Here is a 22238-nt window from a genome sequence, read left to right as displayed (position 1 = left end):
GGAACGGCCCGGTGTCCGTTGAGATCCGGTCGGAGCAGAACCCCTCTCGGCNGGCCCGCTCCCGCCCCGGCGGGCCGCCGCCGACCCTGTACCAAGCAAGCGTTAGGTGATATATCTGGCGCATGGAGACCGCCCCCTGGATCGCCCGCGGCGCCGACGGCCCCCACCTGCTCGGCAGCCGGTGCACCGCCTGCGGCGCCGTGTCCTTCCCGCCCGACCGGGCGCACTGCCGCGACCCGCACTGCCCCGGCGGGGACCCGGTGGTGGCCGCGCTCCCCCGCCGCGGCCGCATCTGGTCCTTCACCGACTGCCGCTACCCCCCGCCGCCCCCCTACGTCCCGCCCACCGACCCCTTCGAGCCGTTCGTGCTGGTCGCCGTCGAGCTGGACGGCCCCGGGCCCATCGTCCTCGGCCAGGCCCCGCCCGGCACCGCCCTGTCCTCGCTGCGCATCGGCGCCCCCGCCGAGCTCGTCGAAGGCACCGCCGCGGGCCCCGAGGGCCGACGCTTCCCCGTGTGGCAGTGGCGCCCCCTCCCCGACGGCGGCGGGGACGCGCAGACCGCCGGAGGCGTGCGATGAGCGACGTGTGCCTCATCGGCACCGGAATGCACCCCTGGGGCAAATGGGGCCGCCCCTTCACCGAGTACGGCACCGCCGCCGCGCGGGCGGCGCTCGCCGACGCGGGGGCCGACGCCTCCGAGGTCGACTTCGTCTCCGGAGCCGCCACGGTCCGCGGCGGCTACCCCGGCTTCGTCGCCGGGGCCGCCTTCGCCCGCGCCCTCGGCTGGCGGGGCCAGCAGGTCGCCAGCTCCTACGCGGCCTGCGCGTCGGGCGCCCAGGCGATCGCGGCCGCCCGCGCGCGGCTGCTCGCCGGGCTCAGCGACATGGCCCTGGTGGTCGGCGCCGAGTCCGCCCCGAAGGGGTTCTTCGCCCCGCTGGGCGGCGACCGCCCCGACGACCCCGACTGGCTGCGCTTCCGCCTGCTCGGCGCCGCCAACCCGCTCTACTTCGCGCTCGCCGCCCGCCGCCGGATGGAGCTCCACGGGGCGCGCCCCGAGGACTTCGCCGCGGTCAAGGCCAAGAACGCGGCGCACGGCGCGGCCAACCCCATGGCCCGCTACCGGAAGCGGACGACCGCCGGAGAGGTGCTGGCCTCCCCCGTCGTGGCCGACCCGCTGCACCTGCTGGACGTCTGCGCGACCAGCGACGGAGGCGCCGCGCTGGTGCTGGTGCGCGAGGAGGACGCGCGCCGCCGGGGCGCCGACCCGGTGCGCCTGGCCGGACTGTCGGCGGCCGTTCCGGAGTACCCGGTGGCCGAGCCGGAGATGCCCTACCTGGCGGGCGACCCGCCCCGCGCCGAGGACGGGGACACGGGCGGGCGGGCCCCGCGCTTCCGGGAGGCCAACGCGCGCGCCGCGTTCGAGGAGGCCGGGGTCGGGCCCGAGGACCTGGACCTGGCCGAGGTGTACGACCTGTCCACCGCGATGGAGCTGGACTGGTACGAGGAGATCGGGCTGTGCCCGCGCGGCGGGGCCGAGGGGCTCCTCCGCGACGGGGCGACCCGGGTGGGCGGGCGCATCCCGGTCAACCCCAGCGGGGGTCTGGCGAGCTTCGGCGAGGCGGTCCCGGCCCAGGGCATCGCCCAGGTGTGCGAGGTCGCCGCGCAGCTCCGCGGGCGCGCCGAGCCGGAGCGCAGGGTGGAGGGCGCCCGGGTCGGGATCGCGGTCAACCAGGGCCTGTTCGGCCACGGGTCGGCGGCCGTGCTGACCCGGTGACCGGGGCACGCGGGCGCGGGAACGGCGCCCCCGCACACGGATGTGGGCCCCCGCCCCTCGGTGCGTTCGAGGGGCGGGGGCCCACGGCCGGTCATCCGGGCGGGACGGCTCCGGCGGTCGCCGCCGCGCCCGGGACCCGCGTCAGTGGCGGTAGCCGTCGTCCTCGTCGACGACGGTGCCGACCGGCCCGTTGGTGCAGTCCTCGGTGGTCTGCGGGGACAGGATCGGCACCGCGGCACCGAGGACGCCCACATTGGCGTTGCACACCTGCACGGGAACGACCTGCAGGTTCTGGTTGAACGTCTGGTCGGTCGCCTGGGCCGGAGCGGCCATGAGGACGGCTCCGGCGGCGGCACCGATCAGCGCACCGGCGACAGTGGCCTTGCGGAGCATCTGCTTCTCCCTACTTGACCAGCGTCGAGATGGCGCCGTTGGTGCAGGCGCCCGTGCTCTGCGGCGACACCACCGGGATGGCGAAACCGATCGCCGCGCCGACGTTGGCGTTGCAGACCTGCGCGGGGATGCCCTGCAGGTTGGAGTTGAAGTCCTGGTCCGTGGCCTGGGCGGGGGCCGCCATGAGGACGGCTCCGGCGGCGGCACCGATCAGCGCACCGGCGACAGTGGCCTTGCGGAGCATCTGCTTCTCCCTACTTGACCAGCGTCGAGATGGCGCCGTTGGTGCAGGCGCCCGTGCTCTGCGGCGACACCACCGGGATGGCGAAACCGATCGCCGCGCCGACGTTGGCGTTGCAGACCTGCGCGGGGATGCCCTGCAGGTTGGAGTTGAAGTCCTGGTCCGTGGCCTGGGCGGGGGCCGCCATGAGGACGGCTCCGGCGGCGGCGCCGACGAGCGCGCCGGCGACAGTGATCTTGCGCAGCATTGGTATGCGTCCTCTCTGGAACTAGTCGACGATCGTCGAAACGGGGCCGTTGGTGCAGGCGCCGGTGGTCTGCGGCGAGACGATCGGCACCGCGGCACCGAGGACGCCCACATTGGCGTTGCACACCTGCACGGGAACGACCTGCAGGTTCTGGTTGAACGTCTGGTCGGTCGCCTGGGCCGGAGCGGCCATCAGGAAGGCGCCCATCGCGGCACCGGCGACCAGGCCGGCGGCGGAGATCTTGCGGATCATGGTGTCGGTCCTTCCTAGGCGAGCGTGGAGATGGCGCCGTTGGTGCAGGCGCCGGTGGTCTGCGGCGAGACGATCGGCACCGCGGCACCGAGGACGCCCACGTTGGCGTTGCACACCTGCACGGGGACACCCTGCAGGTTGGAGTTGTACTCCTGGTCCGTGGCCTGAGCCGGAGCGGCCACCAGGAAAGCGCCCATCGCGGCACCGGCGACCAGGCCGGCGGCGGAGATCTTGCGGATCATTCGGAATTCCCCTCTGGAAAGAAAGTCTGGAATCGTCACCCGTTCGACGGGCAGCGCCGCTCTAGCCGACGTTGGTCAGGATCGGGCCGTTGGTGCAGTCGCCCACGACGGTCTGCGGGGACAGGACCGGGACGGCCGCGCCCAGGACCCCGACGTTGGCGTTGCACACCTGGATCGGGACACCCTGCAGGTTGGAGTTGTAGTCCTGGTCGGTGGCCTGAGCCGGAGCGGCCATCAGGACGGCGCCCATGGCGGCACCGGCGAGCACGCCGGCGGCGGTCAGCTTCTTCATTGCGATTCCCCCGGAAGGTTCCCTAAGGAGGCGGATAGATAAGGGCGCGCCGTGCGGACGCTCCCCCGCGGTGGACGTCAGTAATCATGGGACTACGCAGCGTATTTTGTCAACGCCGAAACGGCGGCTTCAAAATGTCCAGTTCACCCTTATTCGGCAATGCATCCCCCATGTACGGGAAATGCCCTGAGGGAATGCGGCGCCATTTCCGGCATTCCGGGTGGCCGCACCTCGCGTCCACGGCCCACGGCGGCGGGGGCGGCGCGCCGGGCCGCGCGGTCGGAACGTCCGGCGCCCAGGGCTCCGGGCGGCGCGCGGAAGGATGCGGACCGGCGCCCGCAGGGGCACACGGCACTTGGGCCTGCCCATGGGCGTGTGACGGGTTTCGGTCATGCCCATATGCGGAGGGAAGCGGGTCGGTCCTCGGCTCGGGCGTGGCGCCGGAAAGGCGGACCGAGCCCCCGGAAGGGAGAACAGGGCCCCTGGAAAGACAGCGCTTTCGGAAGAGAAGACAGGGGCGGGAGCCTCCCGCGCGCGGCGCCCGCCAGGAGGCCGCGGCCGAGCCGCAACGTGCAGGGCGCGCCCGAAGGCGCGTCGAGCCTACCGAGACCGGCTCCGGAGGCGCAGCCGCTTTCGGCGGGTCGGCACGCGCAAGGCCCGGCCGCCGCCCCCGAGGGCCGATTCCCCGATCCGCGGTGCCATGTGACACACCCGGTCGTCGGGACAGATCGGTCCCGGTGTGTTAGCTTCGTAGGGAGTTGCAGTTGTGAACCCCTGATGGGACGCCGTCTCGATCAGGAGATCACCGCAGTGACGGGAAAATCGCCGGCTGCGGTTTTCTTCATGTTCCTAGAGAGAGGCGCCCATATGGCGACCGGTACGGTCAAGTGGTTCAACAGCACCAAGGGCTTCGGCTTCATCGAGCAGGACGGCGGCGGCCCCGACGTCTTCGCCCACTACTCCAACATCCAGGCCACGGGCTACCGTGAGCTGGCCGAAGGCCAGAGCGTGCAGTTCGAGACCACCCAGGGCCCCAAGGGCCCCCAGGCCGAGAACATCAGCCTGATCTAAAGGAGCCGCGGCTCCTTCGAGCGGCTGGGGCCCGCCCTACGGGCGCTAGGCCCCACCGCTCTTCTTTGTGTGACAGCCGGTTCTTCTCAGCCGTCGTTCTCCGACCGCACCGGCTCCACGCGCCCCGGCGGCCTCCGCCGGGCGAGCGCGCACAGGTTCCTCATTCATCCGGCGTCCCCGGTTCTCTCCTGCGAGGCCTGCAGGGCCTCCCCGCCCGGCGAACGCCGTAGGCGAAAGGCCATATATGACTCAGCCGTACCGTCCCGGTACGACCCGCGACCGCCCCTCTCGCAGAGGCGGCCGCAGGCGCCCCCAGACCGGTGGACGCCCCCAGTCGGGCGGGCGCCCCCAGGGCGGCGGGCGCCCCCGCGGCGGCGGTCCCTCCGGGGAGTTCGCGCTCCCCGCGACCGTCACCCCGGCGCTCCCTCCCGTCGAGTCCTTCGACGCGCTGGAGATGCCCCTGCCGCTGAAGCGCACGCTGGCACGGCAGGGCCTGACCACGCCCTCCGAGATCCAGGCGGCCACCCTGCCCAACGCCCTGGCCGGGCGCGACGTGCTGGGCCGCAGCCGGACCGGGTCGGGCAAGACCCTGGCCTTCGGGCTGGCGCTGCTCGCCGCCCTGGACGGGCGCTCCGTCGAGCCGCGGCGCCCGCTGGCGGTCGTCCTGGCCCCCACCCGGGAGCTGGCCCAGCAGGTCGCCGACTCCCTGAACCCCTACGCGCGCTCGGTGGGGGTGCGCACGGCCACCGTCGTGGGCGGCATGCCCATCGGCCGCCAGGCCCGCACCCTTCAGCAGGGCGCCCACCTGGTCGTGGCCACCCCGGGACGGCTGCGCGACCTGATGGAGCGCGGCGACTGCGTGCTCGACCGGGTGGAGTCCGCGGTCCTGGACGAGGCCGACCAGATGACCGACATGGGCTTCATGCCGCAGGTCACCGCGATCCTGCAGGAGGTCCCGGCCGACGGGCGGCGGATGCTGTTCTCGGCCACGCTGGACCGCAACGTCGACACCCTGGTCCGCCGCTTCCTCAACGACCCGGTGGTCCATTCGGTCGACCTGTCCGAGGGCGCGGTCTCCACCATGGAGCACCACGTCGTGCACGTGTCCGCCGAGGACAAGAAGCACGTCGCCACCCGGATCGCAGCGCGCGAGGGCCGGGTGATCATGTTCCTCGACACCAAGCGCGCGGTGGACCGGATGGCCGAGCACCTGCTGGCCAACGGGGTGCTCGCCGCGCCCCTGCACGGCGGCCGCAGCCAGCCGCAGCGCACCCGCACCCTCGCGCAGTTCAAGCGGGGCGACGTGACGGCGCTGATCGCGACCGACGTGGCGGCCCGCGGCATCCACGTGGACGGCCTTGACCTGGTGGTCAACCTCGACCCGCCCACCGACCACAAGGACTACCTGCACCGCGGCGGGCGCACCGCCCGGGCCGGGGAGTCCGGCAGCGTGGTCACGCTGGTGCTGCCGGGCCAGCGCCGCGAGGTGGGCCGCCTGATGGACCGGGCCCGCATCACGCCGCGCACCCTGGCGGGCGGCGCCTCGGACCCGGCCCTCGCCGAGGTGACCGGCGCCCGCGAGCCGTCGGGCGTGCCCGTCACGGTGCGCACCTCCGCCCCGCCGGAGCGGCGCGGAGCCCCGAACCGGCGCGGGAGCGGTGTCCGAAACGACGCCCCGCCCCGCCGAGGAGGCCGCGGCCGCCGCCGCTGACCGAGCCCGCACACGAAGCCCCCGCGCCCGCCGGATCCCACCGGAGGGCGCGGGGGCTTCGTTCGTCGTGTCAGGGCCGTTGCGTGCCCGGGGGCCAGGGGGCGCCGCCGACCGCACCGGTGGTACCGGAGGCCGCGCCCCCGCGGGCGTGGTGCAGGGAGTGGACGTGGCGGGCGTACTGCCAGGCATCGGGACGCGCGCCGCAGCGCAGGCCCCGGGCGCCGCCTCTCCGGACTCGGGCGTGCGTACCGATTCCATCGGCCACGACGCCGATCCCCCACCCCAGCGCGGGCCAGACGAACCAGGGGTACCAGGCGCCGGACGTCACGCCGACCGCGAGCCAGACCCCGACGAGCAGGGTCATCACCCCGATATAGGAGCTCAGGTGGACGCGGAACCCGGTCGCGCTCGGTCGGCCGCGCTCCGCCCGTTCCGCGGGTCGGGCGGCGGGCCCGGCCTCCAGCCGGTCCACCGGGATGTCGGCGACCACCGCGTCGAGCTCGCCCGCCGTGCGGGCCGCCCATACGTCTTCGAGGCGCCCGTCCAGCTCCTCGATGCCGACGTACCCGGCGGCCGCCGCATCACTGACGAGAGCGGCCGTCCGCTCACGCTCCCTGTCGCCGACCCGCAGGGACGGACGGTCCGATCGCGGCGCGGCGGGTGAGGTGGAGTCCATGGCGTCCCCCGATTGTCCATTGTGGACGGTCACCTCCAGAATGCACCGTCCACAATGGAATGTCAACCCCTGTGGCCGCCGCGATCGCCCCCGGGGGGCTCGGCCGACAGGCCCCCGGACGGCACCGCCCCCGCTCCGACAGTCGACGGCGCCCCGGGTGAGGGCCGGGTGATCCCATGGAGGCGGCGGACCTACAGGAGCCCAAGGCCCTGACGGGCTGCACGCGAAGAGGCCACTCGACCGGAGCAAGGCGGAAACGGCAGAAGGAGCCACCCGGCCCGGCTCCACAGCACTCCCCGGGGAGTAGGCGGCCGCGGGGCGAGGAACTTCGCCGCGTATTCGCCACAGACGGCCGTCGGCAGCCATCCTCAGCCGGACACGGCCGGACAGAACGAAAACGCCCCCTGACCGCGCTCACGCTGGTCAAGGGGCGTTTTCCGTGGGTGGCAGGTGTAGGGTTCGAACCTACGTAGGCTGAGCCGGCGGTTTTACAGACCGCTCCCTTTGGCCACTCGGGCAACCTGCCTGGGAGTGCTGCGCCCTCTGTGGGGCGCGGCGACGTGATCGAGGATAGCGGACGAGCGCCGCGCTCGCGAATCGATAGGCTCTGTGCCGCGGCGGCCGGGCCCGCCAGGGTCCGGGGCCGCCCGCCGGAAACGACCCGTACCCCGAGAGTGTGAGCGCACGTGGCCTCTGAATCCAGTTTCGACATCGTCTCCAAGCTCGACCGGCAGGAGGTCGACAACGCGCTGACGCAGGCCGTCAAGGAGCTGTCCCAGCGCTTCGACTTCCGGGGCACCAACGCCTCCCTGGCCTGGTCGGGCGAGCAGGGCGTGGAGGTCCGGGCCAACTCCGAGGAGCGCGTCAACGCCGCCCTGGACGTCTTCAAGGAGAAGCTCGTCAAGCGCAAGGTGTCCCTGAAGGTCCTGGACGTCCCGGACAAGCCCAAGGCCTCCGGCAAGGAGTACCGCCTGCCCGTCGCCCTCAAGGAGGGCATCACCTCCGAGGACGCCAAGAAGATCTCCAAGCTCATCCGCGACGAGGGCCCCAAGGGCGTCAAGGCGCAGATCCAGGGCGACGAGCTGCGGGTCAGCGGCAAGAAGAAGGACGACCTGCAGGCCGTGATGACCCTGGTCAAGGAGAAGGACTTCGACCTGGCGCTCCAGTTCGTCAACTACCGGTAGGGCGCGGCCGCCGACCGCCGCGGCGCACATGTACGGCGGTCGGCGGCCCGTCCCCTCCGGCGCTCACTCCAGGCGCCACTTCTCGTCGAGCGCGCGCAGGCGCCGGATGCGTTCGGCCGTCGGCGGGTGGGCGTCGAACAGGCGGCACATCCCCCGCTTGGGGAACGGATTGGCGATCATCTGGTGGCCCGCCGCCAGCAGCCGCCGTTCGGTCGGCAGCGGGTGGGTGCGGGCCCCCGCCTCGATCCTGCGCAGCGCCGACGCCAGCGCCAGCGGGTCCCCGGTGAGCCGGGCCGCCGCATCGTCGGCGCGGAACTCGCGCCTGCGCCCCACCCCGGCGTGGATCACCAGCGCCGCCAGCGGCCCCAGCACCAGGAAGAGCAGCCCCTCCAGGAGGCCGGGCCCCTCGTCGTCGCCGTCGTCCAGCGGCAGCAGCAGCGCCAGCGCGGTCAGCGAGGTGATGATGGTGGCCAGCCCCACCGCGACCGCCGACACGAGGGTGTCCCGGTTGCGCACGTGGGCCAGCTCGTGCGCGATGACGGCGCGCAGCTCCCGCTCGTCCAGCAGCTTCAGCAGCCCGGTGGTGCAGCAGATCCCGGCCGAGCGCGGCCCCCGCCCCACGGCGAAGGCGTTCGGCGCCACCGTCGGGGACAGGTAGAGCCGGGGCATCGGCTGGCGCGCCTGGGTGGCCAGGTCGCGCACCACCCGGTGCAGCTCGGGCCGCTCGAACTCGCCCACCGGCCGCGCCCGCATCGCGCGCAGCGCCAGCGAGTCCCCGAAGAAGCAGACCAGCCCGGTCACCCCGAGCACCACCACCGCGGCGGCCCGCACGCCCTGGACACCGGCGCACGCCCACCCGGCCAGCACGATCACCGCCGCCAAGGCCGCGAGCAGGGCGGCCGCTCGGATCGGGTTGGGGTGCACGGCGGGTCCCGCCCTCCTTCGTCCGTCGGATGGTCCGGTGGGGTCCTGCTGGTCCGGGCGGCCCTTCCCGGCCCGTCCACCGATAGGAACGTGTGGGCCCCGCCGGTCCGTTCCCGGCCGGGACCGGCCGACCTGATCCGCCCCGACCCCGCCGACCGCGCGCCCGGGAGCGGGCGCCTATAGTGGCGGACGTGGCCGTTATCACTCCGCACCGCCTCCCCGGCGCCCTGCTCACCGGTCGGCGCCACGTCGACCTGGCACGGGTGGAGAGCGCCCTGTGTCGCCCCTGACCCCGGCACGGGGGCGCCGCCGCCGCGCGGCGCGGCCGTTCCCGGAAGGGGGGTGCGGGCCCGGCCCTCACCCTGCGGTGCACGCCAGGCACCGCCCATCAGGTCCCCACTGATCCCATTGGCAACCGTTGGGGCCCTGCGCCGGAACCACGCGACCGCCCGCCGGGCGGCTCGGTGAGTAGTCTGGCGGCGAGGGCCGAGGCAACCTGAGCCTCCGCGGCCCGCGGGGGCTCGTCGAGGAGGTCGGCGATCTCAGTGACCAAGAAGGTCCAACGTCTCGATCGCGTCATCATCCGGTTCGCGGGAGACTCCGGCGACGGGATGCAGCTGACCGGCGATCGGTTCACCCAGGAGACGGCGTCGTTCGGAAACGACCTCTCCACCCTTCCGAATTTCCCGGCGGAGATCCGGGCCCCCGCCGGCACCCTTCCCGGGGTGTCGAGCTTCCAGCTCCACTTCGCCGACCACGACATCATGACCCCCGGGGACGCCCCCGACGTGCTGGTGGCGATGAACCCCGCGGCGCTCAAGGCAAACGTGGACGACCTGCCCCGGGGCGCCACCGTCATCGCCAACACCGACGAGTTCACCAAGCGCAGCCTGGCCAAGGTCGGCTACGCCTCCGACCCCCTGGAGGACGGGTCGCTGTCGGAGTTCAAGGTGAGCCGGGTCCCCCTGACCTCGATGACCATGAAGGCCGTCGAGGAGTTCGACGTCACCAAGAAGGACGCGCAGCGGGCGAAGAACATGTTCGCCCTGGGCCTGCTGTCGTGGATGTACAACCGGCCCACGGAGGGCACCCAGGGGTTCCTGAAGTCCAAGTTCGCCGCCAAGCCGGAGATCCTCGCCGCGAACCTGGCGGCGTTCCAGGCCGGGTGGAACTTCGGTGAGACCACCGAGGACTTCGCGGTCTCCTACGAGGTCAAGCCGGCCTCGCTGCCGCCGGGCACCTACCGCAACATCACCGGGAACCTGGCGATCTCCTACGGCCTGGTGGCGGCCTCCCGGCTGACCGGGCTGCCGCTGTTCCTGGGCTCCTACCCGATCACCCCCGCCTCCGACATCCTGCACGAGCTGTCCCGGCACAAGCGGTTCGGCGTGCGCACGTTCCAGGCCGAGGACGAGATCGCCGGGGTGGGCGCCGCCCTGGGGGCCGCCTTCGGCGGGTCGCTGGGGGTGACCACCACCTCGGGGCCGGGCATGGTGCTCAAGGGCGAGACCCTGGGCCTGGCGGTGATGACCGAGCTGCCGCTGATCGTGGTCGACGTGCAGCGGGCCGGGCCCAGCACCGGCATGCCCACCAAGACCGAGCAGGCCGACCTGCTGCTGGCGCTGTTCGGACGGAACGGGGAGTCTCCGGTTCCGGTGCTGGCGCCGCGCTCGCCCGCGGACTGCTTCGACATCGCGGTGGAGGCGGGGCGCATCGCCACCGCCTACCGCACCCCGGTGATCGTGCTGTCCGACGGCTACCTGGCCAACGGCTCGGAGCCGTGGCGGATCCCGGACGTGTCCGCGCTGCCTGACCTGTCGGTGGACTTCGCCGAGGAGCCCAACGGGGACGGCGGCGAGTTCCTGGCCTACCGGCGCGACCCGGAGACGCTGGCGCGCCCCTGGGCGGTGCCGGGCACCCCGGGCCTGGAGCACCGCATCGGCGGCATCGAGAAGAGCGACGGCCGCGGCGACATCTCCTACAGCCCCGCCAACCACGACCTGATGGTGCGCTCGCGCCAGGCCAAGGTGGACGGGATCGCGCGCGGACTGGACCCGCTGGAGGTGGACGACCCCTCGGGCGAGGCCCGGGTGCTGGTACTCGGCTGGGGCGGCACCTACGGGTCGATCGCCGCCGCGGTGCGCCGGGTGCGGCGCGCGGGCGGCAGCGTCGCCCAGGCGCACCTGCGCCACCTCAACCCCTTCCCGCCCGGCCTGGAGGAGGCCCTGGCCCGCTACGACCGGGTGCTCGTCCCCGAGATCAACCTGGGGCAGCTCTCGCTGCTGCTGCGGGGCCGCTTCGGCGCCGACGTCACGGGCTACAACAAGGTGCGGGGCCTGCCGTTCAAGGCCGAGGAGCTGGCGGGTGTCATCCAGGAGGTCATCGATCGTGCCGAGTGAGAACGGATCCGCAGTGAACGGCGCCGACGGGGCCGCTGCCCCCGCCTTCCCCGGGCTCAAGCTGGTCCCGGCGGCGCAGGAGCCCTCCAAGGCCAAGGACTTCAAGTCCGACCAGGAGGTGCGCTGGTGCCCCGGGTGCGGCGACTACGCGATCCTCGCCGCCTTCCAGGGGTTCCTTCCCGAGCTGGGGGTGCCGCGGGAGAACGTGGTCATCGTCTCGGGCATCGGCTGCTCCTCCCGGTTCCCCTACTACCTGAGCACCTACGGGATGCACTCGATCCACGGGCGGGCCCCGGCGATCGCGACCGGCCTGGCCGCGTCCCGCCCGGACCTGTCGGTGTGGGTGATCACCGGGGACGGGGACGGGCTGTCGATCGGGGGCAACCACCTGATCCACGCGCTGCGGCGCAACGTCAACGTCAACGTGCTGCTGTTCAACAACCGCATCTACGGGTTGACCAAGGGCCAGTACTCGCCCACCTCCGAGGCGGGCAAGGTGACCAAGTCCTCGCCGATGGGGTCGCTGGACTCGCCGTTCAACCCGGTGTCGCTGGCGCTGGGGGCCGAGGCGACGTTCGTGGCGCGCACGGTCGACTCCGACCGCAAGCACCTGACGTCGGTGCTGCGTGCGGCCGCCGCCCACGAGGGGGCGTCGTTCGTGGAGATCTACCAGAACTGCCCGATCTTCAACGACGACGCGTTCGAGCCGCTGAAGGACCCGGCCGAGCGGGACCTGCGGCTGCTGCGGATGGAGCACGGCGAGCCGCTCACCGCGGGCGGGCGCGGGGTGGTCGCCGACGGGTTCGGCGGCCTGCGCCTGGCCGGCCCCGAGGAGGCGGGCGAGGACGCGGTGCTGCGGCACGACGCCCACCGGGAGGACCCGGGGTACGCCTTCGCACTGTCCCGGCTGGACCAGCCGGCGTTCGAGCACGTCCCGATCGGGGTGTTCCGGGACGTCCGCAGGCCCACCTACGACGCCCTGATGAACGAGCAGGTGGCCGAGGCCCGCTCGGCGCAGGGCGAGGGGGACCTGGGGGCGCTGCTGGCCAGCGGCGACACCTGGACGGTGGAGTGAGGGCCGGGGAGGTCCTCCCGGCCTGAACGGCCCCCGCCGGGCACGCGGTGCCCGGCGGGGGCCGCGCTCCGGCGCCCCCTAGCTGGCGCCGCCGCCCGGCCACCCCTACCGTAGTGAGATACGTCACGCGGGCGAGGGCAGCGGGAGGCGCGATGGAGCGGGAAGCCGCGGTCACGGCGAGCACGGTGGACGGGGTCCTCAGGCGCGCGGCGGCGCGCGTGCCGGACCGCACCGCGCTCAGGTTCGGCGGCCGGGAGTGGAGCTATGCCGAACTGGACCGGGGGGCGAGCCGGGTGGCCGCCTGGCTGCTGGGACTGGGGCTGACCCGCGGCGACCGGGTGGCGGCGTTCGGCGGCAACTCCGACGCCTACGTGCTGGCGTTCCTGGGGTGCGCGCGGGCGGGGCTGGCGCACGTCCCGGTCAACCCGGCGCTGCGCCGGGAGGAGCTGGCCTACCTGCTGGCGCAGTCGGGGTCGATCGTGGTGCTGGCCGACCCGCGGCTGGCCGGGCGGGTGGAGGAGGTGCGCCCGTCGGTGCCGGCGCGGGACGTGCTGGCGCTGCGCGGGGCCCTGGAGTCGGTGCTGGAGGTGGCGCGCGACCCGCACGCCCCGACCGGGCCGGTGACCGACGTCTCCGACACCGACCTGGCGCAGCTGCTGTACACCTCGGGCACCACGTCGGCGCCCAAGGGGGCGATGCTGACGCACCGGGCGCTGGTGCACGAGTACGCGAGCTGCCTGCACGCCCTGGACATCGCCGAGGACGACCGGATCCTGCACGCGCTGCCGCTGTACCACTCGGCGCAGATGCACGTGTTCCTGATGCCGGGGCTGGCGGCGGGGGCGTGCAACACGGTGTCCGAGGCGCCCGACCCCGCCGATGTGCTGCGCAGGATCGAGGAGGATCAGGCGACCTCCTTCTTCGCGCCGCCGACGGTGTGGCTGGCGCTGCGCGACCACCCCGACTTCGACACGCGCGACCTGGGGTCGCTGGCCAAGGGGTACTACGGGGCGGCGGCGATGCCGGTCTCGGCGCTGGAGGACATCCGCGCGCGGCGGCCGGGCATCGGGTTCTACAACTGCTTCGGGCAGAGCGAGATCGGGCCGCTGGCCACGGTGCTGCGGCCGGAGGAGCACACCCCGGAGCGGATGGGCTCGTGCGGGCGGCCGGTGCTGTTCGTGGAGGCGCGGGTGGTGCGCGAGGACGGCGCCCCGGCGGCGCCCGGGGAGACCGGCGAGGTGGTGTACCGCTCGCCGCAGCTGTGCTCGGGGTACTGGGAGAAGCCGGAGGAGACCGCCGAGGCGTTCCGCGGCGGCTGGTTCCACTCCGGGGACCTGGCCCGGCGCGACGCCGAGGGGTACTTCACCGTGGTGGACCGGCTCAAGGACGTGATCAACACCGGCGGCGTGCTGGTGGCCTCCCGCGAGGTGGAGGAGGTGCTGTACCGGCACCCGTCGGTGGCCGAGGCGGCGGTGATCGCGCTCCCGGACGACCGGTGGGGCGAGGCGGTGACCGCGGTGGTGGTGCCGCGGGCGCGGGTCGCCGGGGACGAGCTGATCGCCTTCACCCGGCGCCACCTGGCCGGGTTCAAGGTGCCCAAGCAGGTGCACCTGGTGGAGGACCTGCCGCGCAACGCCAGCGGGAAGCTGCTCAAACGGGTGCTCAGAGACGAGCTGGCCGAGGAGGGGGACCCCAAGGGCGCGCAGGCGCAGTGAGCACGGGGGCGGAGCGCAGGCCGCGGCCCCGCCCCCCGTGACGCAGGGCACTGCGGCGGGGCGGCCGTTCCGCCGCACCCGCCCCCGCCGGGCGGCGTAGCCTGCCCCTATGCGAATTGTGATTGCCGGTGGCCACGGCAAGATCGCGCTGCGCCTGGAGCGGCTGCTGTCCGCGCGCGGCGACACCCCCGTGGCCCTGATCCGCGACCCCGGGCAGGCCGACGACGTGCGGGCGGCCGGGGCCGAGCCCGTCGTGATCGACCTGGAGAAGGCGACCGTGACCGAGCTGTCGGAGAAGGTCATGGACGCCGACGCGGTGGTGTTCGCGGCCGGCGCCGGGCCGGGCAGCGGCGCGGAGCGCAAGGACACCGTCGACCGGGCGGGCGCGGTGCTGCTGGCCGACGCGGCGTCGCTGGCCGGGGTGCGGCGCTATGTGATGGTGTCGGCGATCGGCGTGGACGACGGCCCCGCCCCGGGGTCGGACCCGGTGTGGGCCGCCTACGTGGAGGCCAAGCGCGCGGCCGACGCCGACCTGCGCGGGCGCTCGGAGACGCTGGACTGGACGGTCCTGCGGCCGGGGCGGCTGACCGACGGCCCGGGGACCGGCCGGGTGCACCTGGCGGCCTCGGTGGACAAGGCCGAGGTGCCGCGCGACGACGTCGCCGAGGTGCTGGCGGCGCTGCTGGCCGAGCCCGCCTCGACGGCCGCCATCGGCCGCGTGCTGGAGCTGGTCGGCGGCGACGTGCCCGTTGACGAGGCCGTGGACGCGGCGGTCACCTAGCACCTCCTTTGGCCGCGAACCGCTCCTGCCTGGGCCTTCTGGTCAGACCGGGCCCATAGGCGGCATCATGGGCGGACGCGGACGGCCCCGCGGACCTACCGCTCCGCAGTGCCGCGAGGGCAGAGCAGGCAGAGCAGATAGGTACGGTTCATTCCATGAGCGTCACGCAGGTCGTCAGAGACAGCACCGTCGTCGAGCACGCCAAGGTTGCGGCGCAGCAGAACCGCCGGATGTTCATCGTCCAGCTGGACGTCGCCGGGTTCGACGAGGGCTCCAGCAAGGTCCGTCCGGGGCTGACCCGCATCCTTGAAGGGATCGAGGAGGCCGGCTGGCGCCTCGACCAGATGACCCCGGTCACCGGGCCGGAGGGCGAGGCGCTGCACCTGTGCGTGTTCCGCCCGTCGGCCGGAGGCGCCGGGGAGGCCGCGTCCGCGGCCGAGGAGCAGGCCCCCGCGACCGACGCGGCCCAGCAGCACAACACCGGCCAGCAGCAGGCCTACCAGCAGCACACCGGCGGCCAGCCGCAGGACCCGTACGCCGCCTACCAGTACCAGACGGGGCAGCAGCAGGGCTACGGCCAGCAGCAGCCCCAGCAGGGCTACGGCTACGGGCAGCAGCCCCAGCAGTACCCCGGTTACGGGCAGCAGCCGCAGCAGCAGGGGTACGGCTAAGGGCTACGGGCAGCAGCCCCAGCAGTACCCGGGCTACGGGCAGCAGCCCCAGCAGGGGTACGGCCAGCAGTACCCGGGTTACGGTCAGTAGAAGCCCCGACGAACGGCGAGGGGCCCACGCACCCGGTGTGCGTGGGCCTTTCGTATGCCCGCGCTCCCCTTACCGGCGCGGGGAATTGCGGGGCGGCCCAGCGGCTTGTGACCTGTACGGCCTCCAACGGCCGGACCGGACGGACCGTTCTCAGGGAGCGACGACGATGACCACCCAGGACCAGGAGAAGGCCGGATTCGACCCGCGGGCGCTGCTCTCCGAGAGCAGGCTCGGAGTGCTCGGCACGATCAAGGCCGACGGGCTTCCGCAGCTCTCGCCCGTCATGCCGTACTACGACCGGGGGACCGAGACCCTGTACGTGTCGATGACCGAGGGACGCGCGAAGACGGTGAACCTGCGCCGGGACCCGCGGGCGGCGCTGGAGGTGACACGGCCCGACGGGTGGGCGTGGGCGACCGCTGAGGGCCCCGTGACCCTGGTCGGGCCGGGGGACGACCCACACGGGCCGGAGGTGGAGGCGCTGGTCGACTACTACCGCAAGGCGGCGGGCGAGCACCCGGACTGGGCGGAGTACCGGTCCGTTATGGTCTCCGAGCGCAGGGTCCTGATGACGATGCACGTCGAGCGCGTGTACGGCGAGGCCATCGCCTGACGCGGCCCCGTGTGGGCCGGACCCCGGAAAACGGAGCGGGCCGGGGCCGCGCGGCGAACCGTGCGACCCCGGCCTGTGGGCTTATCGCTGGTCAGAATCGACCGATCCCACCCCATGGCAACGGCCCCGGCGCCGCCCCTCAACAGGCGCCGGGGCCGTCTCTCTCCGCGCGGACGGCCGCCGTCGGCGACTCGGCCGCCCGCGCGGCTCCCACCTCCCTTATGGCTCCGGCGGCACCTCCGTCAGCGGTCCGGCGAACCCGCGCGGCGGGTTCTTCATCTGGGCTTCAAGCCGCTCGGGGGTCGTCTCGTGCAGCGTCGGCGCCGCACCGGGCACGCCGATGTTGGTCGCCACCCACGCGGCCGGACGCCCCTTGTCGTCGCGCGACCGCCATACGCGCCAGCGCCCGTTGTAGGCGGTGTTGAGCCGCTCCCGCATGGCCTCGTGCGCTTCCTCCACCGCGTTCATCGGGCGCTCACCACAGCGCCGCGCGGGCGGGGACGGTTGGTGCGCTGCCATGCGAGCATCGCGAGCGCGTCGAGCGTGGGGCGCTCGTGCAGACCGGATGCGTCCATCGCGTAGAAGTGGCCGGAGGTCTCCCCGAACCAGATCACCATGTGCGGGTACTGGGCTTGCAGCCGAGCCGCTGCGGCGTGGTCGGCGGTGTGCTCCGGCGAGCGCCCCCACAGTGTCGCGGTGCGGTCTTCGTTCCGGCTAGTGTCTGCCATGTCGTCAGCTCCCTGTAGCTGGTGGCCACGCCCCCGGACGCCTTGCCCGCGTCGCGGGGGTCTTCGTGTCCGCCTATGCTCGTGCGCTCAACGACTCGGCGGGAGTGTGACCGTGTTGCCTACTCTGGAGACGGCAACGGTCAACACCCCCGGGAGCGCTGCCCTATGACCGACTTCGGAGACTTCGTCCACCGCGCGATGAAGGAACAGGGCTTGTCGCTGCGTGCCCTGTCCCGCGCTGTGAACTATGACGCTGGCTACCTCTCGCGTGTGCTCTCGGGTAAGCAGCGCCCCTCCCCACTGCTCGCCGAGCGGCTCGACGCGGAGCTAGGGGCAGAGGGGGCGCTCAAAGCGCTCGCCGAGACGCTCACCCCCGACGACCGCGAGCGGGTGAGTGGGGCGCTGGACAGTCCCTCCCGGCTCGACGGTGCGACCGTGGTCGCTCTGGCCGACGTGCTCGCAGCACAACGGCGGCTCGACGACGTCATGCCAGCGACCGCAATGCTTCCGGGCGTCACTGCCCAGTGGAGACAGGTGAAGCGGCTCGCGAGGGAAGCACGCGGCCCACATGCCGACGCGCTGCACACGGTCGCTGCGGAGTGGGTTCAGTTCATCGGGTGGTTGCACGCGGAGGCGCGTAACGATGCGCAGGCCGTCCGGTGGCTCACGGAGGCCGAAGACCGCGCCGACGACGTCGGGGACGGCGCCCTTGCCGCACAGGCCGCGAACTTCAAGGGCTACCTCGCACGCCAGCAGGGGCGTCCGCGCGCCGTGGTCCGCTGGTTCCTCAACGCGTACAACACGCCCGGCGCGGCCCTACTCCAGCGGGTAGGCGACGCTGTTCAAGCCGCGCACGGCTACGCGCTGCTCGACGAGCGGGACGCCGCGCGCCGTCTCCTCGACGAAGCGGCCGACCTCACCACCCAAGCCGAGGGGAGCGAGCCGCCCGGTACGGCCTACTGGCTGTCGCCGACGTTCTCCCGTATGGGGATCGGGCTCGCCCTGCTCGCGCTCGCCGAGTACGCCGACGCCGCGGAGAACCTCCGGACGGGCCTCGACGGGCTCCCCGCCGACCAGCGGGGAGCCGAGTGGGCGCGTGAGTACCGGGAGGCACTTGAGCAGGCCCGAGCAGCGGTCTAGCGATAGGCAATCGCCGCACGACAAAAACCGACAACAACGCAAGATTCGAGCATTTCCGGCAAGGTTCACGTTTCCATGCCGCTGCCTCACCAACGCACCTCCTGCCTTCGGATCTTGTCGTCGGGTCCGGGCATACTGCGTCACTGCAGTCCTACACACCCCGCAGACATCGAGGACCAATGGCAGTCGGAAAAGTTCTAGGATGCGAACTCGCAGCAACATTCCGCCCAAGCCAGTTTCCCCTAATGCAACAAATGAAGGAACTGGCAAATGACTGTCACTTGTATATCATTTCGCGCCGCCCTCGGACATACATAAAAGACGCCCGCCTCACGCGTCGCGGCACCCTAAAAGGAAAAATAGTCACCTTGGAGGAAGCTGAGAGTAGCACCCGATTTCGACTGCGCCTACACTTTCCCGTGCAACTCGCATGGAATTCAGAGAGGCCGTGGATATATTACACAATTTCAGATCCAGTCACCGGAGAGCCTGTACTCCACGGGGACACCTGGGGTCTGTCTCTACTCGCATCCGGATTCAGAGAAGACCTAACCCACCACGAAGTTCTCTACATCGGACAATCACGAGGTGAGGACGGGTCCAGGAACGCCTTGCATCGCCTCATGCGCCACGAGACATACCAACGCATAATGTCCGACCATGAACACCAGGACTACGACATCTTCATAAATCTACTCAGAGTGACTGACGCGGCAACAGTCGTAACACTCTCTGGACCAGGAAGCTTCGAGGCCTTCGACCGGATGGGGCCTACCGGGTACGCGCTTCGCGCAACAAGGACAAACGAAGAGCGAATCCAAGAACAAACCGACCTATGCGAAGCCGCATTGATCGGATACTTTCAACCGACTCACTACAACGAAAAAGACGTCAAATTTCCGAACAGAAAGACGAAAAAAACTGACCAACTCGAAGATGAAGGCTACACTAGTCTGCGAATAGCCCTTCACGGCTCGGACACCGGAATCCAGTTCTGGTCTCCGAGCCGCCCTCCTCGTAGAATGCACACCTTCGAATATCGACTAAAATTCGCCGATTCCTCCCCGGAGATCTCTGAGGATGTCGATGAGTACATCGAACAGCAGGAGGAGTTGAATCTTCGCCTTCAAGCAGCTGCCGCTGCCTCTCCTCGTCTACTCTCGATCATCCCCGCACCTTCAAACTGGCCTTCCACCGGTCCCCCGAAGACGAGCAAACCCGAAGATGACTCAAGAAATAAGCACGCATGAGCCCAGTCTCCACAGCTACTGGCCATCGGTGCGCGCGACCCCAGTGGGGCACGAGCCCCACCCGGAAGGGTCACCTACCTGTTGACCCGTGCCGCCCACTCCGCAGTAGCCGTTGGGGTTCTTCGCGTCGCTCAGGTACTGCTGGTGGAAGGGCTCGGCGAAGAAAAAGGGCCCGGCCTCCACGATCTCCGTCGTGATGGGGCCGTACCCGGCGCGTGTCAGGACCGGCTGGAACGCCTCGCGACTCGACTCGGCCGCCGCGCGCTGGGACTCGCCGTGGTACAGGATCATCGACCGGTACTGGGTGCCCACGTCATTGCCCTGGCGCATGCCCTGCGTCGGGTCGTGGCCCTCCCAGAACACCTTCAGCAGGTCCTCGTACGAGATCTTCCGGGGGTCGAAGACCACGCGCACCGCCTCGGTGTGGCCGGTGCGCCCCGTGCAGACCTCTTCATAGGTGGGGTTGGGCGTGTACCCGCCCTGGTAGCCCACCGCCGTGGTGATGATGCCGCGCTCGGCGCCCAGCCTCCAGAAGGTGCGCTCCACGCCCCAGAAGCAGCCCATGCCGAAGTCGGCGATCGCGCTGCCCTCGGGGTACGGCGGTGCCAGCGGGGTCCCCAGCACCTCGTGGCGCTCCGGGACCGGCATCGGGGTGTCCCGGCCGGGCAGCGCCCGCTCCGGGTCGATCATGGTGGTCTTCTGCCCGAACATGCCTCCACGGTATCCGCTCGGCGGCGTCGGCCCCGGAGACCGGGGTAGGACCTGCCCCACCCCGGAACGGGCCCCTGGCACACTGCCCGGCCCCGAGGTGCGCGCTTACGTTCGACGGGACTCCGCTTCGCCCCTTCCGGAGGCCCAGATGCCCTTCCCGAGCACCGCACCGGCGGCCGCCGCGCTGGCCCTGGCGATTCCCGCGGCGATCACCCTGACTCCGACGACCGCGGCCCCGGCCGCCGCGTCCACGGCCCCATCAGCGCCCCCACCCGCCGCGAGCGCCGGGGACGCCCCCGACGCCGAGGAGGTCCGCGCCTTCCTCGACGAGCGCGTTCCCGCGCTCATGGACGAGTACGGCGTCCCCGGCGTCGGCGTCTCCGTCGTCGGCGACGGGCGCATGCTCGCCGCCGAGGGCTACGGCGCCGCCGACCTGGAGACCGGCGAGCCCGTCGACCCCGGCCGCACCGCCTTCCCCACCGCATCGATCGCCAAGTCCTTCACCGCGGCGGCGGTCGTGGAGCTGGCCGAGCGCGGAGAGGTCGACCTGCACGCGGACGTCAACACCTACCTGCCCGAGGGCGAGCGGCTCCCGGAGGACCCCCGCGGACCGGTCACCCTGCACCACCTGCTCACCCACACGGCAGGGTTCGCCGAGCAGCTCGACGGCCTGCGGGCGCCCTCGGAGGAGGAGATCCTCCCGCTGGGCCGCTACGTCGCCGACCTGCGCCCCGAGCGCATCCACCGGCCGGGCCGCTACACCGCCTACTCCAACTACGGCTACGCGGTGGCCGGACGGATCGTGGAGGAGGTGACCGGCGAGCCGTTCGGAGCCCACGTCCAGCGGACCGTTTTCGACCCGCTCGGCATGGAGCACACCGCGTTCGGCGGACCCGACACGGTCGGGGCGCGCCTGGACCTGCCGGCCGTGTACGGCTCCGGGCAGGGCGGGCGCGAGCGCCTGGAGCACGAGTACATCAACGGCGGGCCCGCCGGAGGCGCCTTCTCCACCCCCGCCGACATGGCGGTCTTCATGCTGGAGCTGCTGCGCGGGCGCCCCTCCGGCGGGGACGTGCTCACCGACGGCGCGGTGGAGGCGATGCTCGGCCGCCAAGCCGCCAACGACCCGCGCCTGACCGGGAGCGGCTACGGGGCCTGGGAGCTGCGCACGGACGACCCGCGCGCGGTCGGCCACGGCGGCGACGGCCCCGGGGTGCACACCCAGTACGCGGTCGTCCCCGAGGACGGTGCCGGGATCTTCGTGGCCGCCAACGGCGACGGGACCTCCGAAGGGATGTTCACGCTCCGGGACGATCTCGTCCGCGAATACCTGGAGCGGTTCCACGGGGCCGCACCGCCGCAGGCCGGGGGCGGCGAGCGGGCCTCGGACGGCGGAGGCCTGGAGCGGTACACGGGCACCTACTCGATGACGCGCATCCCGCACCGCGAACCCGCCGAGGTGCTCTACGCCGCCCTGCAGACCCGGGTGAGTGCGGACGGAGGCCTCCTGCGCACGGTCGACCCGCTCGCCGGGGCGGCGGAGTGGCGCCCCGCCGGGGACGGCGTCTTCCGCGCGGTCGGGGGCGAGGCGGCCGAGAGGGGCGCCGAACTGGCCTTCATCGAGGAGGACGGCCGGGTCGCGGCCTTGGGCATGGACCACATCCCGTCGAACGCCTTCGAGCGGGTCCCCTGGTACCGCGACGCGCTGATCCAGGGGACGGCGGCCGCGATCGCCCTGGTCCTGGCCCTGTCGGCGCTGGCGTGGCCGGTCGCCGCCGGGGTGCGCGCGCTGCGGGGGCGCAGCGCCGCCGACGCCCCGCCCATGGCCGTCGGCGCCCGCCTCGCAGCCGGGCTGGCCTCGGCGCTGGCCGTCGCCCTGGCCGCGGGCTCCGGCGCCGCTCTGGCCCTGCAAGGCATCGGACCGGGCACCGCGCTCTTCCCGCCGTACCCGCCCCTGCTGCTCGCCCCGATGACGGCGGCGCTCCCGCTGACCGCCGCGGCCGCCGTGCTCGCGGTCCCGGCCTGGGTGCGGGGCTGGTGGGGCAGGGCCGCCCGCG

General features: G+C 72.5%; 26 protein-coding genes and 1 tRNA gene. 15 read left to right on the top strand and 12 right to left on the bottom strand.

The features are described 5' to 3' along the window. The first annotated feature begins 122 nt into the window (after nt 1–122). Together D476_RS0106835 and D476_RS0106830 are read left to right on the top strand one after the other, a co-directional pair. Nucleotides 123–578, top strand: a complete 456-nt coding sequence (locus tag D476_RS0106835; RefSeq protein ID WP_017623214.1) for a Zn-ribbon domain-containing OB-fold protein — start codon at nt 123–125, stop codon at nt 576–578. Further along, nucleotides 575–1774 (top strand): lipid-transfer protein, encoded by a 1200-nt coding sequence (locus D476_RS0106830; protein ID WP_017623213.1) that lies wholly within the window; start codon nt 575–577, stop codon nt 1772–1774. Before D476_RS0106835 ends, D476_RS0106830 begins: the two co-directional genes overlap by 4 nt. Before the next feature lie 141 nt (nt 1775–1915). Here the strand turns inward: D476_RS0106830 and D476_RS0106825 are convergent, their stop codons facing one another. The 6 genes from D476_RS0106825 to D476_RS0106800 form a co-directional block, all read right to left on the bottom strand. After that, on the bottom strand, nt 1916–2167 hold the full coding sequence (locus tag D476_RS0106825) for a hypothetical protein (RefSeq protein ID WP_017623212.1): 252 nt from the start codon (nt 2165–2167) through the stop codon (nt 1916–1918). A 10-nt stretch (nt 2168–2177) separates the two neighbouring features. Further along, the gene (locus D476_RS0106820) at nt 2178–2411 is read right to left on the bottom strand and encodes a hypothetical protein (RefSeq protein ID WP_017623211.1); all 234 of its coding nucleotides are present in this window, start codon (nt 2409–2411) and stop codon (nt 2178–2180) included. A gap of 10 nt (nt 2412–2421) precedes the next feature. Beyond that, complete coding sequence (locus D476_RS0106815) at nt 2422–2655, bottom strand: hypothetical protein (RefSeq protein WP_017623210.1); 234 nt, start codon at nt 2653–2655, stop codon at nt 2422–2424. Between the two features lie 21 nt (nt 2656–2676). After that, nucleotides 2677–2907, bottom strand: a complete 231-nt coding sequence (locus D476_RS0106810) for a hypothetical protein (protein WP_017623209.1) — start codon at nt 2905–2907, stop codon at nt 2677–2679. Nucleotides 2908–2921: 14 nt separating this feature from the next. After that, nucleotides 2922–3149, bottom strand: coding sequence for a hypothetical protein (locus tag D476_RS0106805; RefSeq protein ID WP_017623208.1), 228 nt, complete (start codon nt 3147–3149; stop codon nt 2922–2924). Nucleotides 3150–3210: 61 nt separating this feature from the next. Next, nucleotides 3211–3441 carry a hypothetical protein gene (locus tag D476_RS0106800; protein ID WP_017623207.1) on the bottom strand — a complete coding sequence of 77 codons (231 nt, stop codon included), beginning with the start codon at nt 3439–3441 and terminating at the stop codon, nt 3211–3213. An 867-nt stretch (nt 3442–4308) separates the two neighbouring features. Here D476_RS0106800 and D476_RS0106795 point away from each other — a divergent pair. Together D476_RS0106795 and D476_RS0106790 are read left to right on the top strand one after the other, a co-directional pair. Further along, nucleotides 4309–4512: a cold-shock protein gene (locus D476_RS0106795; protein WP_017623206.1), complete on the top strand. Its 204-nt coding sequence runs from the start codon at nt 4309–4311 to the stop codon at nt 4510–4512. A gap of 244 nt (nt 4513–4756) precedes the next feature. Beyond that, the gene (locus D476_RS0106790; RefSeq protein ID WP_040725493.1) at nt 4757–6223 is read left to right on the top strand and encodes a DEAD/DEAH box helicase; all 1467 of its coding nucleotides are present in this window, start codon (nt 4757–4759) and stop codon (nt 6221–6223) included. A 70-nt stretch (nt 6224–6293) separates the two neighbouring features. Here the strand turns inward: D476_RS0106790 and D476_RS35475 are convergent, their stop codons facing one another. Then, a complete protein-coding gene (locus tag D476_RS35475) occupies nt 6294–6932 on the bottom strand; it encodes a DUF1707 domain-containing protein (protein ID WP_239648618.1) in 639 nt (212 codons plus the stop codon). 411 nt (nt 6933–7343) lie between these two features. Further along, nucleotides 7344–7425: transfer RNA gene (locus D476_RS0106780), tRNA-Tyr, on the bottom strand. 160 nt (nt 7426–7585) lie between these two features. On the opposite strand from D476_RS0106780, the gene D476_RS0106775 reads away from it, so the two are divergent. Beyond that, complete coding sequence (locus tag D476_RS0106775; RefSeq protein ID WP_017623203.1) at nt 7586–8083, top strand: YajQ family cyclic di-GMP-binding protein; 498 nt, start codon at nt 7586–7588, stop codon at nt 8081–8083. Between the two features lie 63 nt (nt 8084–8146). Here the strand turns inward: D476_RS0106775 and D476_RS0106770 are convergent, their stop codons facing one another. Continuing rightward, nucleotides 8147–9007 (bottom strand): M48 family metalloprotease, encoded by an 861-nt coding sequence (locus D476_RS0106770; RefSeq protein ID WP_017623202.1) that lies wholly within the window; start codon nt 9005–9007, stop codon nt 8147–8149. 191 nt (nt 9008–9198) lie between these two features. Here D476_RS0106770 and D476_RS39900 point away from each other — a divergent pair, with 191 nt between their 5' ends. The 7 genes from D476_RS39900 to D476_RS0106740 all read left to right on the top strand — a co-directional run bounded on the left by D476_RS39900 (nt 9199) and on the right by D476_RS0106740 (nt 16352). After that, nucleotides 9199–9297: a putative leader peptide gene (locus D476_RS39900; protein ID WP_333563638.1), complete on the top strand. Its 99-nt coding sequence runs from the start codon at nt 9199–9201 to the stop codon at nt 9295–9297. Nucleotides 9298–9552: 255 nt separating this feature from the next. Continuing rightward, nucleotides 9553–11406, top strand: coding sequence for a 2-oxoacid:acceptor oxidoreductase subunit alpha (locus D476_RS0106765; protein ID WP_017623201.1), 1854 nt, complete (start codon nt 9553–9555; stop codon nt 11404–11406). Further along, entirely contained in the window at nt 11396–12481 is a 1086-nt protein-coding gene (locus tag D476_RS0106760; protein ID WP_026123308.1) for a 2-oxoacid:ferredoxin oxidoreductase subunit beta, read from the top strand. The genes D476_RS0106765 and D476_RS0106760 overlap by 11 nt, the downstream gene beginning before the upstream one ends. Nucleotides 12482–12633: 152 nt before the next feature. After that, on the top strand, nt 12634–14196 hold the full coding sequence (locus tag D476_RS0106755) for a fatty acyl-CoA synthetase (RefSeq protein WP_017623199.1): 1563 nt from the start codon (nt 12634–12636) through the stop codon (nt 14194–14196). Nucleotides 14197–14305: 109 nt separating this feature from the next. After that, nucleotides 14306–14977 (top strand): SDR family oxidoreductase, encoded by a 672-nt coding sequence (locus D476_RS0106750; protein WP_026123307.1) that lies wholly within the window; start codon nt 14306–14308, stop codon nt 14975–14977. A 155-nt stretch (nt 14978–15132) separates the two neighbouring features. Next, complete coding sequence (locus tag D476_RS0106745) at nt 15133–15648, top strand: hypothetical protein (protein ID WP_017623197.1); 516 nt, start codon at nt 15133–15135, stop codon at nt 15646–15648. Nucleotides 15649–15905: 257 nt separating this feature from the next. Next, on the top strand, nt 15906–16352 hold the full coding sequence (locus tag D476_RS0106740; protein ID WP_017623196.1) for a PPOX class F420-dependent oxidoreductase: 447 nt from the start codon (nt 15906–15908) through the stop codon (nt 16350–16352). A 219-nt stretch (nt 16353–16571) separates the two neighbouring features. On the opposite strand, the gene D476_RS32355 is transcribed toward D476_RS0106740, so the two are convergent. Next, the gene (locus D476_RS32355) at nt 16572–16820 is read right to left on the bottom strand and encodes a hypothetical protein (RefSeq protein ID WP_017623195.1); all 249 of its coding nucleotides are present in this window, start codon (nt 16818–16820) and stop codon (nt 16572–16574) included. After that, nucleotides 16817–17080 carry a hypothetical protein gene (locus D476_RS0106730; protein ID WP_017623194.1) on the bottom strand — a complete coding sequence of 88 codons (264 nt, stop codon included), beginning with the start codon at nt 17078–17080 and terminating at the stop codon, nt 16817–16819. Before D476_RS0106730 ends, D476_RS32355 begins: the two co-directional genes overlap by 4 nt. Nucleotides 17081–17245: 165 nt before the next feature. Between D476_RS0106730 and D476_RS0106725 the strand changes: the two genes are divergently transcribed. Both D476_RS0106725 and D476_RS37295 read left to right on the top strand, forming a co-directional pair. Next, the gene (locus D476_RS0106725; protein ID WP_017623193.1) at nt 17246–18220 is read left to right on the top strand and encodes a helix-turn-helix domain-containing protein; all 975 of its coding nucleotides are present in this window, start codon (nt 17246–17248) and stop codon (nt 18218–18220) included. Nucleotides 18221–18870: 650 nt separating this feature from the next. Continuing rightward, the gene (locus tag D476_RS37295) at nt 18871–19470 is read left to right on the top strand and encodes a hypothetical protein (protein ID WP_152529249.1); all 600 of its coding nucleotides are present in this window, start codon (nt 18871–18873) and stop codon (nt 19468–19470) included. A 15-nt stretch (nt 19471–19485) separates the two neighbouring features. Here the strand turns inward: D476_RS37295 and msrA are convergent, their stop codons facing one another. Further along, entirely contained in the window at nt 19486–20181 is a 696-nt protein-coding gene (gene msrA, locus D476_RS0106720) for a peptide-methionine (S)-S-oxide reductase MsrA (protein ID WP_017623192.1), read from the bottom strand. A 148-nt stretch (nt 20182–20329) separates the two neighbouring features. Between msrA and D476_RS0106715 the strand changes: the two genes are divergently transcribed. Further along, nucleotides 20330–22238: serine hydrolase domain-containing protein (locus tag D476_RS0106715; protein ID WP_017623191.1), on the top strand; the 1909-nt coding region annotated here is incomplete at its 3' end.

The sequence above is a fragment of the Nocardiopsis chromatogenes YIM 90109 genome (genome assembly GCF_000341185.1).
GTDB classification, from domain to species: domain Bacteria; phylum Actinomycetota; class Actinomycetes; order Streptosporangiales; family Streptosporangiaceae; genus Nocardiopsis_A; species Nocardiopsis_A chromatogenes.
This window is presented reverse-complemented; position numbering and strand designations above follow the sequence as displayed.

What these genes read in the sequence shown, in the direction of transcription:
- D476_RS0106835 (WP_017623214.1), top strand. Translation starts at nt 123, where the DNA reads ATGGAGACCGCCCCCTGGATCGCCCGCGGCGCCGACGGCCCCCACCTG.
- D476_RS0106830 (WP_017623213.1), top strand. Translation starts at nt 575, where the DNA reads ATGAGCGACGTGTGCCTCATCGGCACCGGAATGCACCCCTGGGGCAAA.
- D476_RS0106825 (WP_017623212.1), bottom strand. Translation starts at nt 2,167, where the DNA reads ATGCTCCGCAAGGCCACTGTCGCCGGTGCGCTGATCGGTGCCGCCGCC.
- D476_RS0106820 (WP_017623211.1), bottom strand. Translation starts at nt 2,411, where the DNA reads ATGCTCCGCAAGGCCACTGTCGCCGGTGCGCTGATCGGTGCCGCCGCC.
- D476_RS0106815 (WP_017623210.1), bottom strand. Translation starts at nt 2,655, where the DNA reads ATGCTGCGCAAGATCACTGTCGCCGGCGCGCTCGTCGGCGCCGCCGCC.
- D476_RS0106810 (WP_017623209.1), bottom strand. Translation starts at nt 2,907, where the DNA reads ATGATCCGCAAGATCTCCGCCGCCGGCCTGGTCGCCGGTGCCGCGATG.
- D476_RS0106805 (WP_017623208.1), bottom strand. Translation starts at nt 3,149, where the DNA reads ATGATCCGCAAGATCTCCGCCGCCGGCCTGGTCGCCGGTGCCGCGATG.
- D476_RS0106800 (WP_017623207.1), bottom strand. Translation starts at nt 3,441, where the DNA reads ATGAAGAAGCTGACCGCCGCCGGCGTGCTCGCCGGTGCCGCCATGGGC.
- D476_RS0106795 (WP_017623206.1), top strand. Translation starts at nt 4,309, where the DNA reads ATGGCGACCGGTACGGTCAAGTGGTTCAACAGCACCAAGGGCTTCGGC.
- D476_RS0106790 (WP_040725493.1), top strand. Translation starts at nt 4,757, where the DNA reads ATGACTCAGCCGTACCGTCCCGGTACGACCCGCGACCGCCCCTCTCGC.
- D476_RS0106755 (WP_017623199.1), top strand. Translation starts at nt 12,634, where the DNA reads ATGGAGCGGGAAGCCGCGGTCACGGCGAGCACGGTGGACGGGGTCCTC.
- D476_RS0106750 (WP_026123307.1), top strand. Translation starts at nt 14,306, where the DNA reads ATGCGAATTGTGATTGCCGGTGGCCACGGCAAGATCGCGCTGCGCCTG.
- D476_RS0106745 (WP_017623197.1), top strand. Translation starts at nt 15,133, where the DNA reads ATGAGCGTCACGCAGGTCGTCAGAGACAGCACCGTCGTCGAGCACGCC.
- D476_RS0106740 (WP_017623196.1), top strand. Translation starts at nt 15,906, where the DNA reads ATGACCACCCAGGACCAGGAGAAGGCCGGATTCGACCCGCGGGCGCTG.
- D476_RS32355 (WP_017623195.1), bottom strand. Translation starts at nt 16,820, where the DNA reads ATGAACGCGGTGGAGGAAGCGCACGAGGCCATGCGGGAGCGGCTCAAC.
- D476_RS0106730 (WP_017623194.1), bottom strand. Translation starts at nt 17,080, where the DNA reads ATGGCAGACACTAGCCGGAACGAAGACCGCACCGCGACACTGTGGGGG.
- D476_RS0106725 (WP_017623193.1), top strand. Translation starts at nt 17,246, where the DNA reads ATGACCGACTTCGGAGACTTCGTCCACCGCGCGATGAAGGAACAGGGC.
- D476_RS37295 (WP_152529249.1), top strand. Translation starts at nt 18,871, where the DNA reads ATGTCCGACCATGAACACCAGGACTACGACATCTTCATAAATCTACTC.
- msrA (WP_017623192.1), bottom strand. Translation starts at nt 20,181, where the DNA reads ATGTTCGGGCAGAAGACCACCATGATCGACCCGGAGCGGGCGCTGCCC.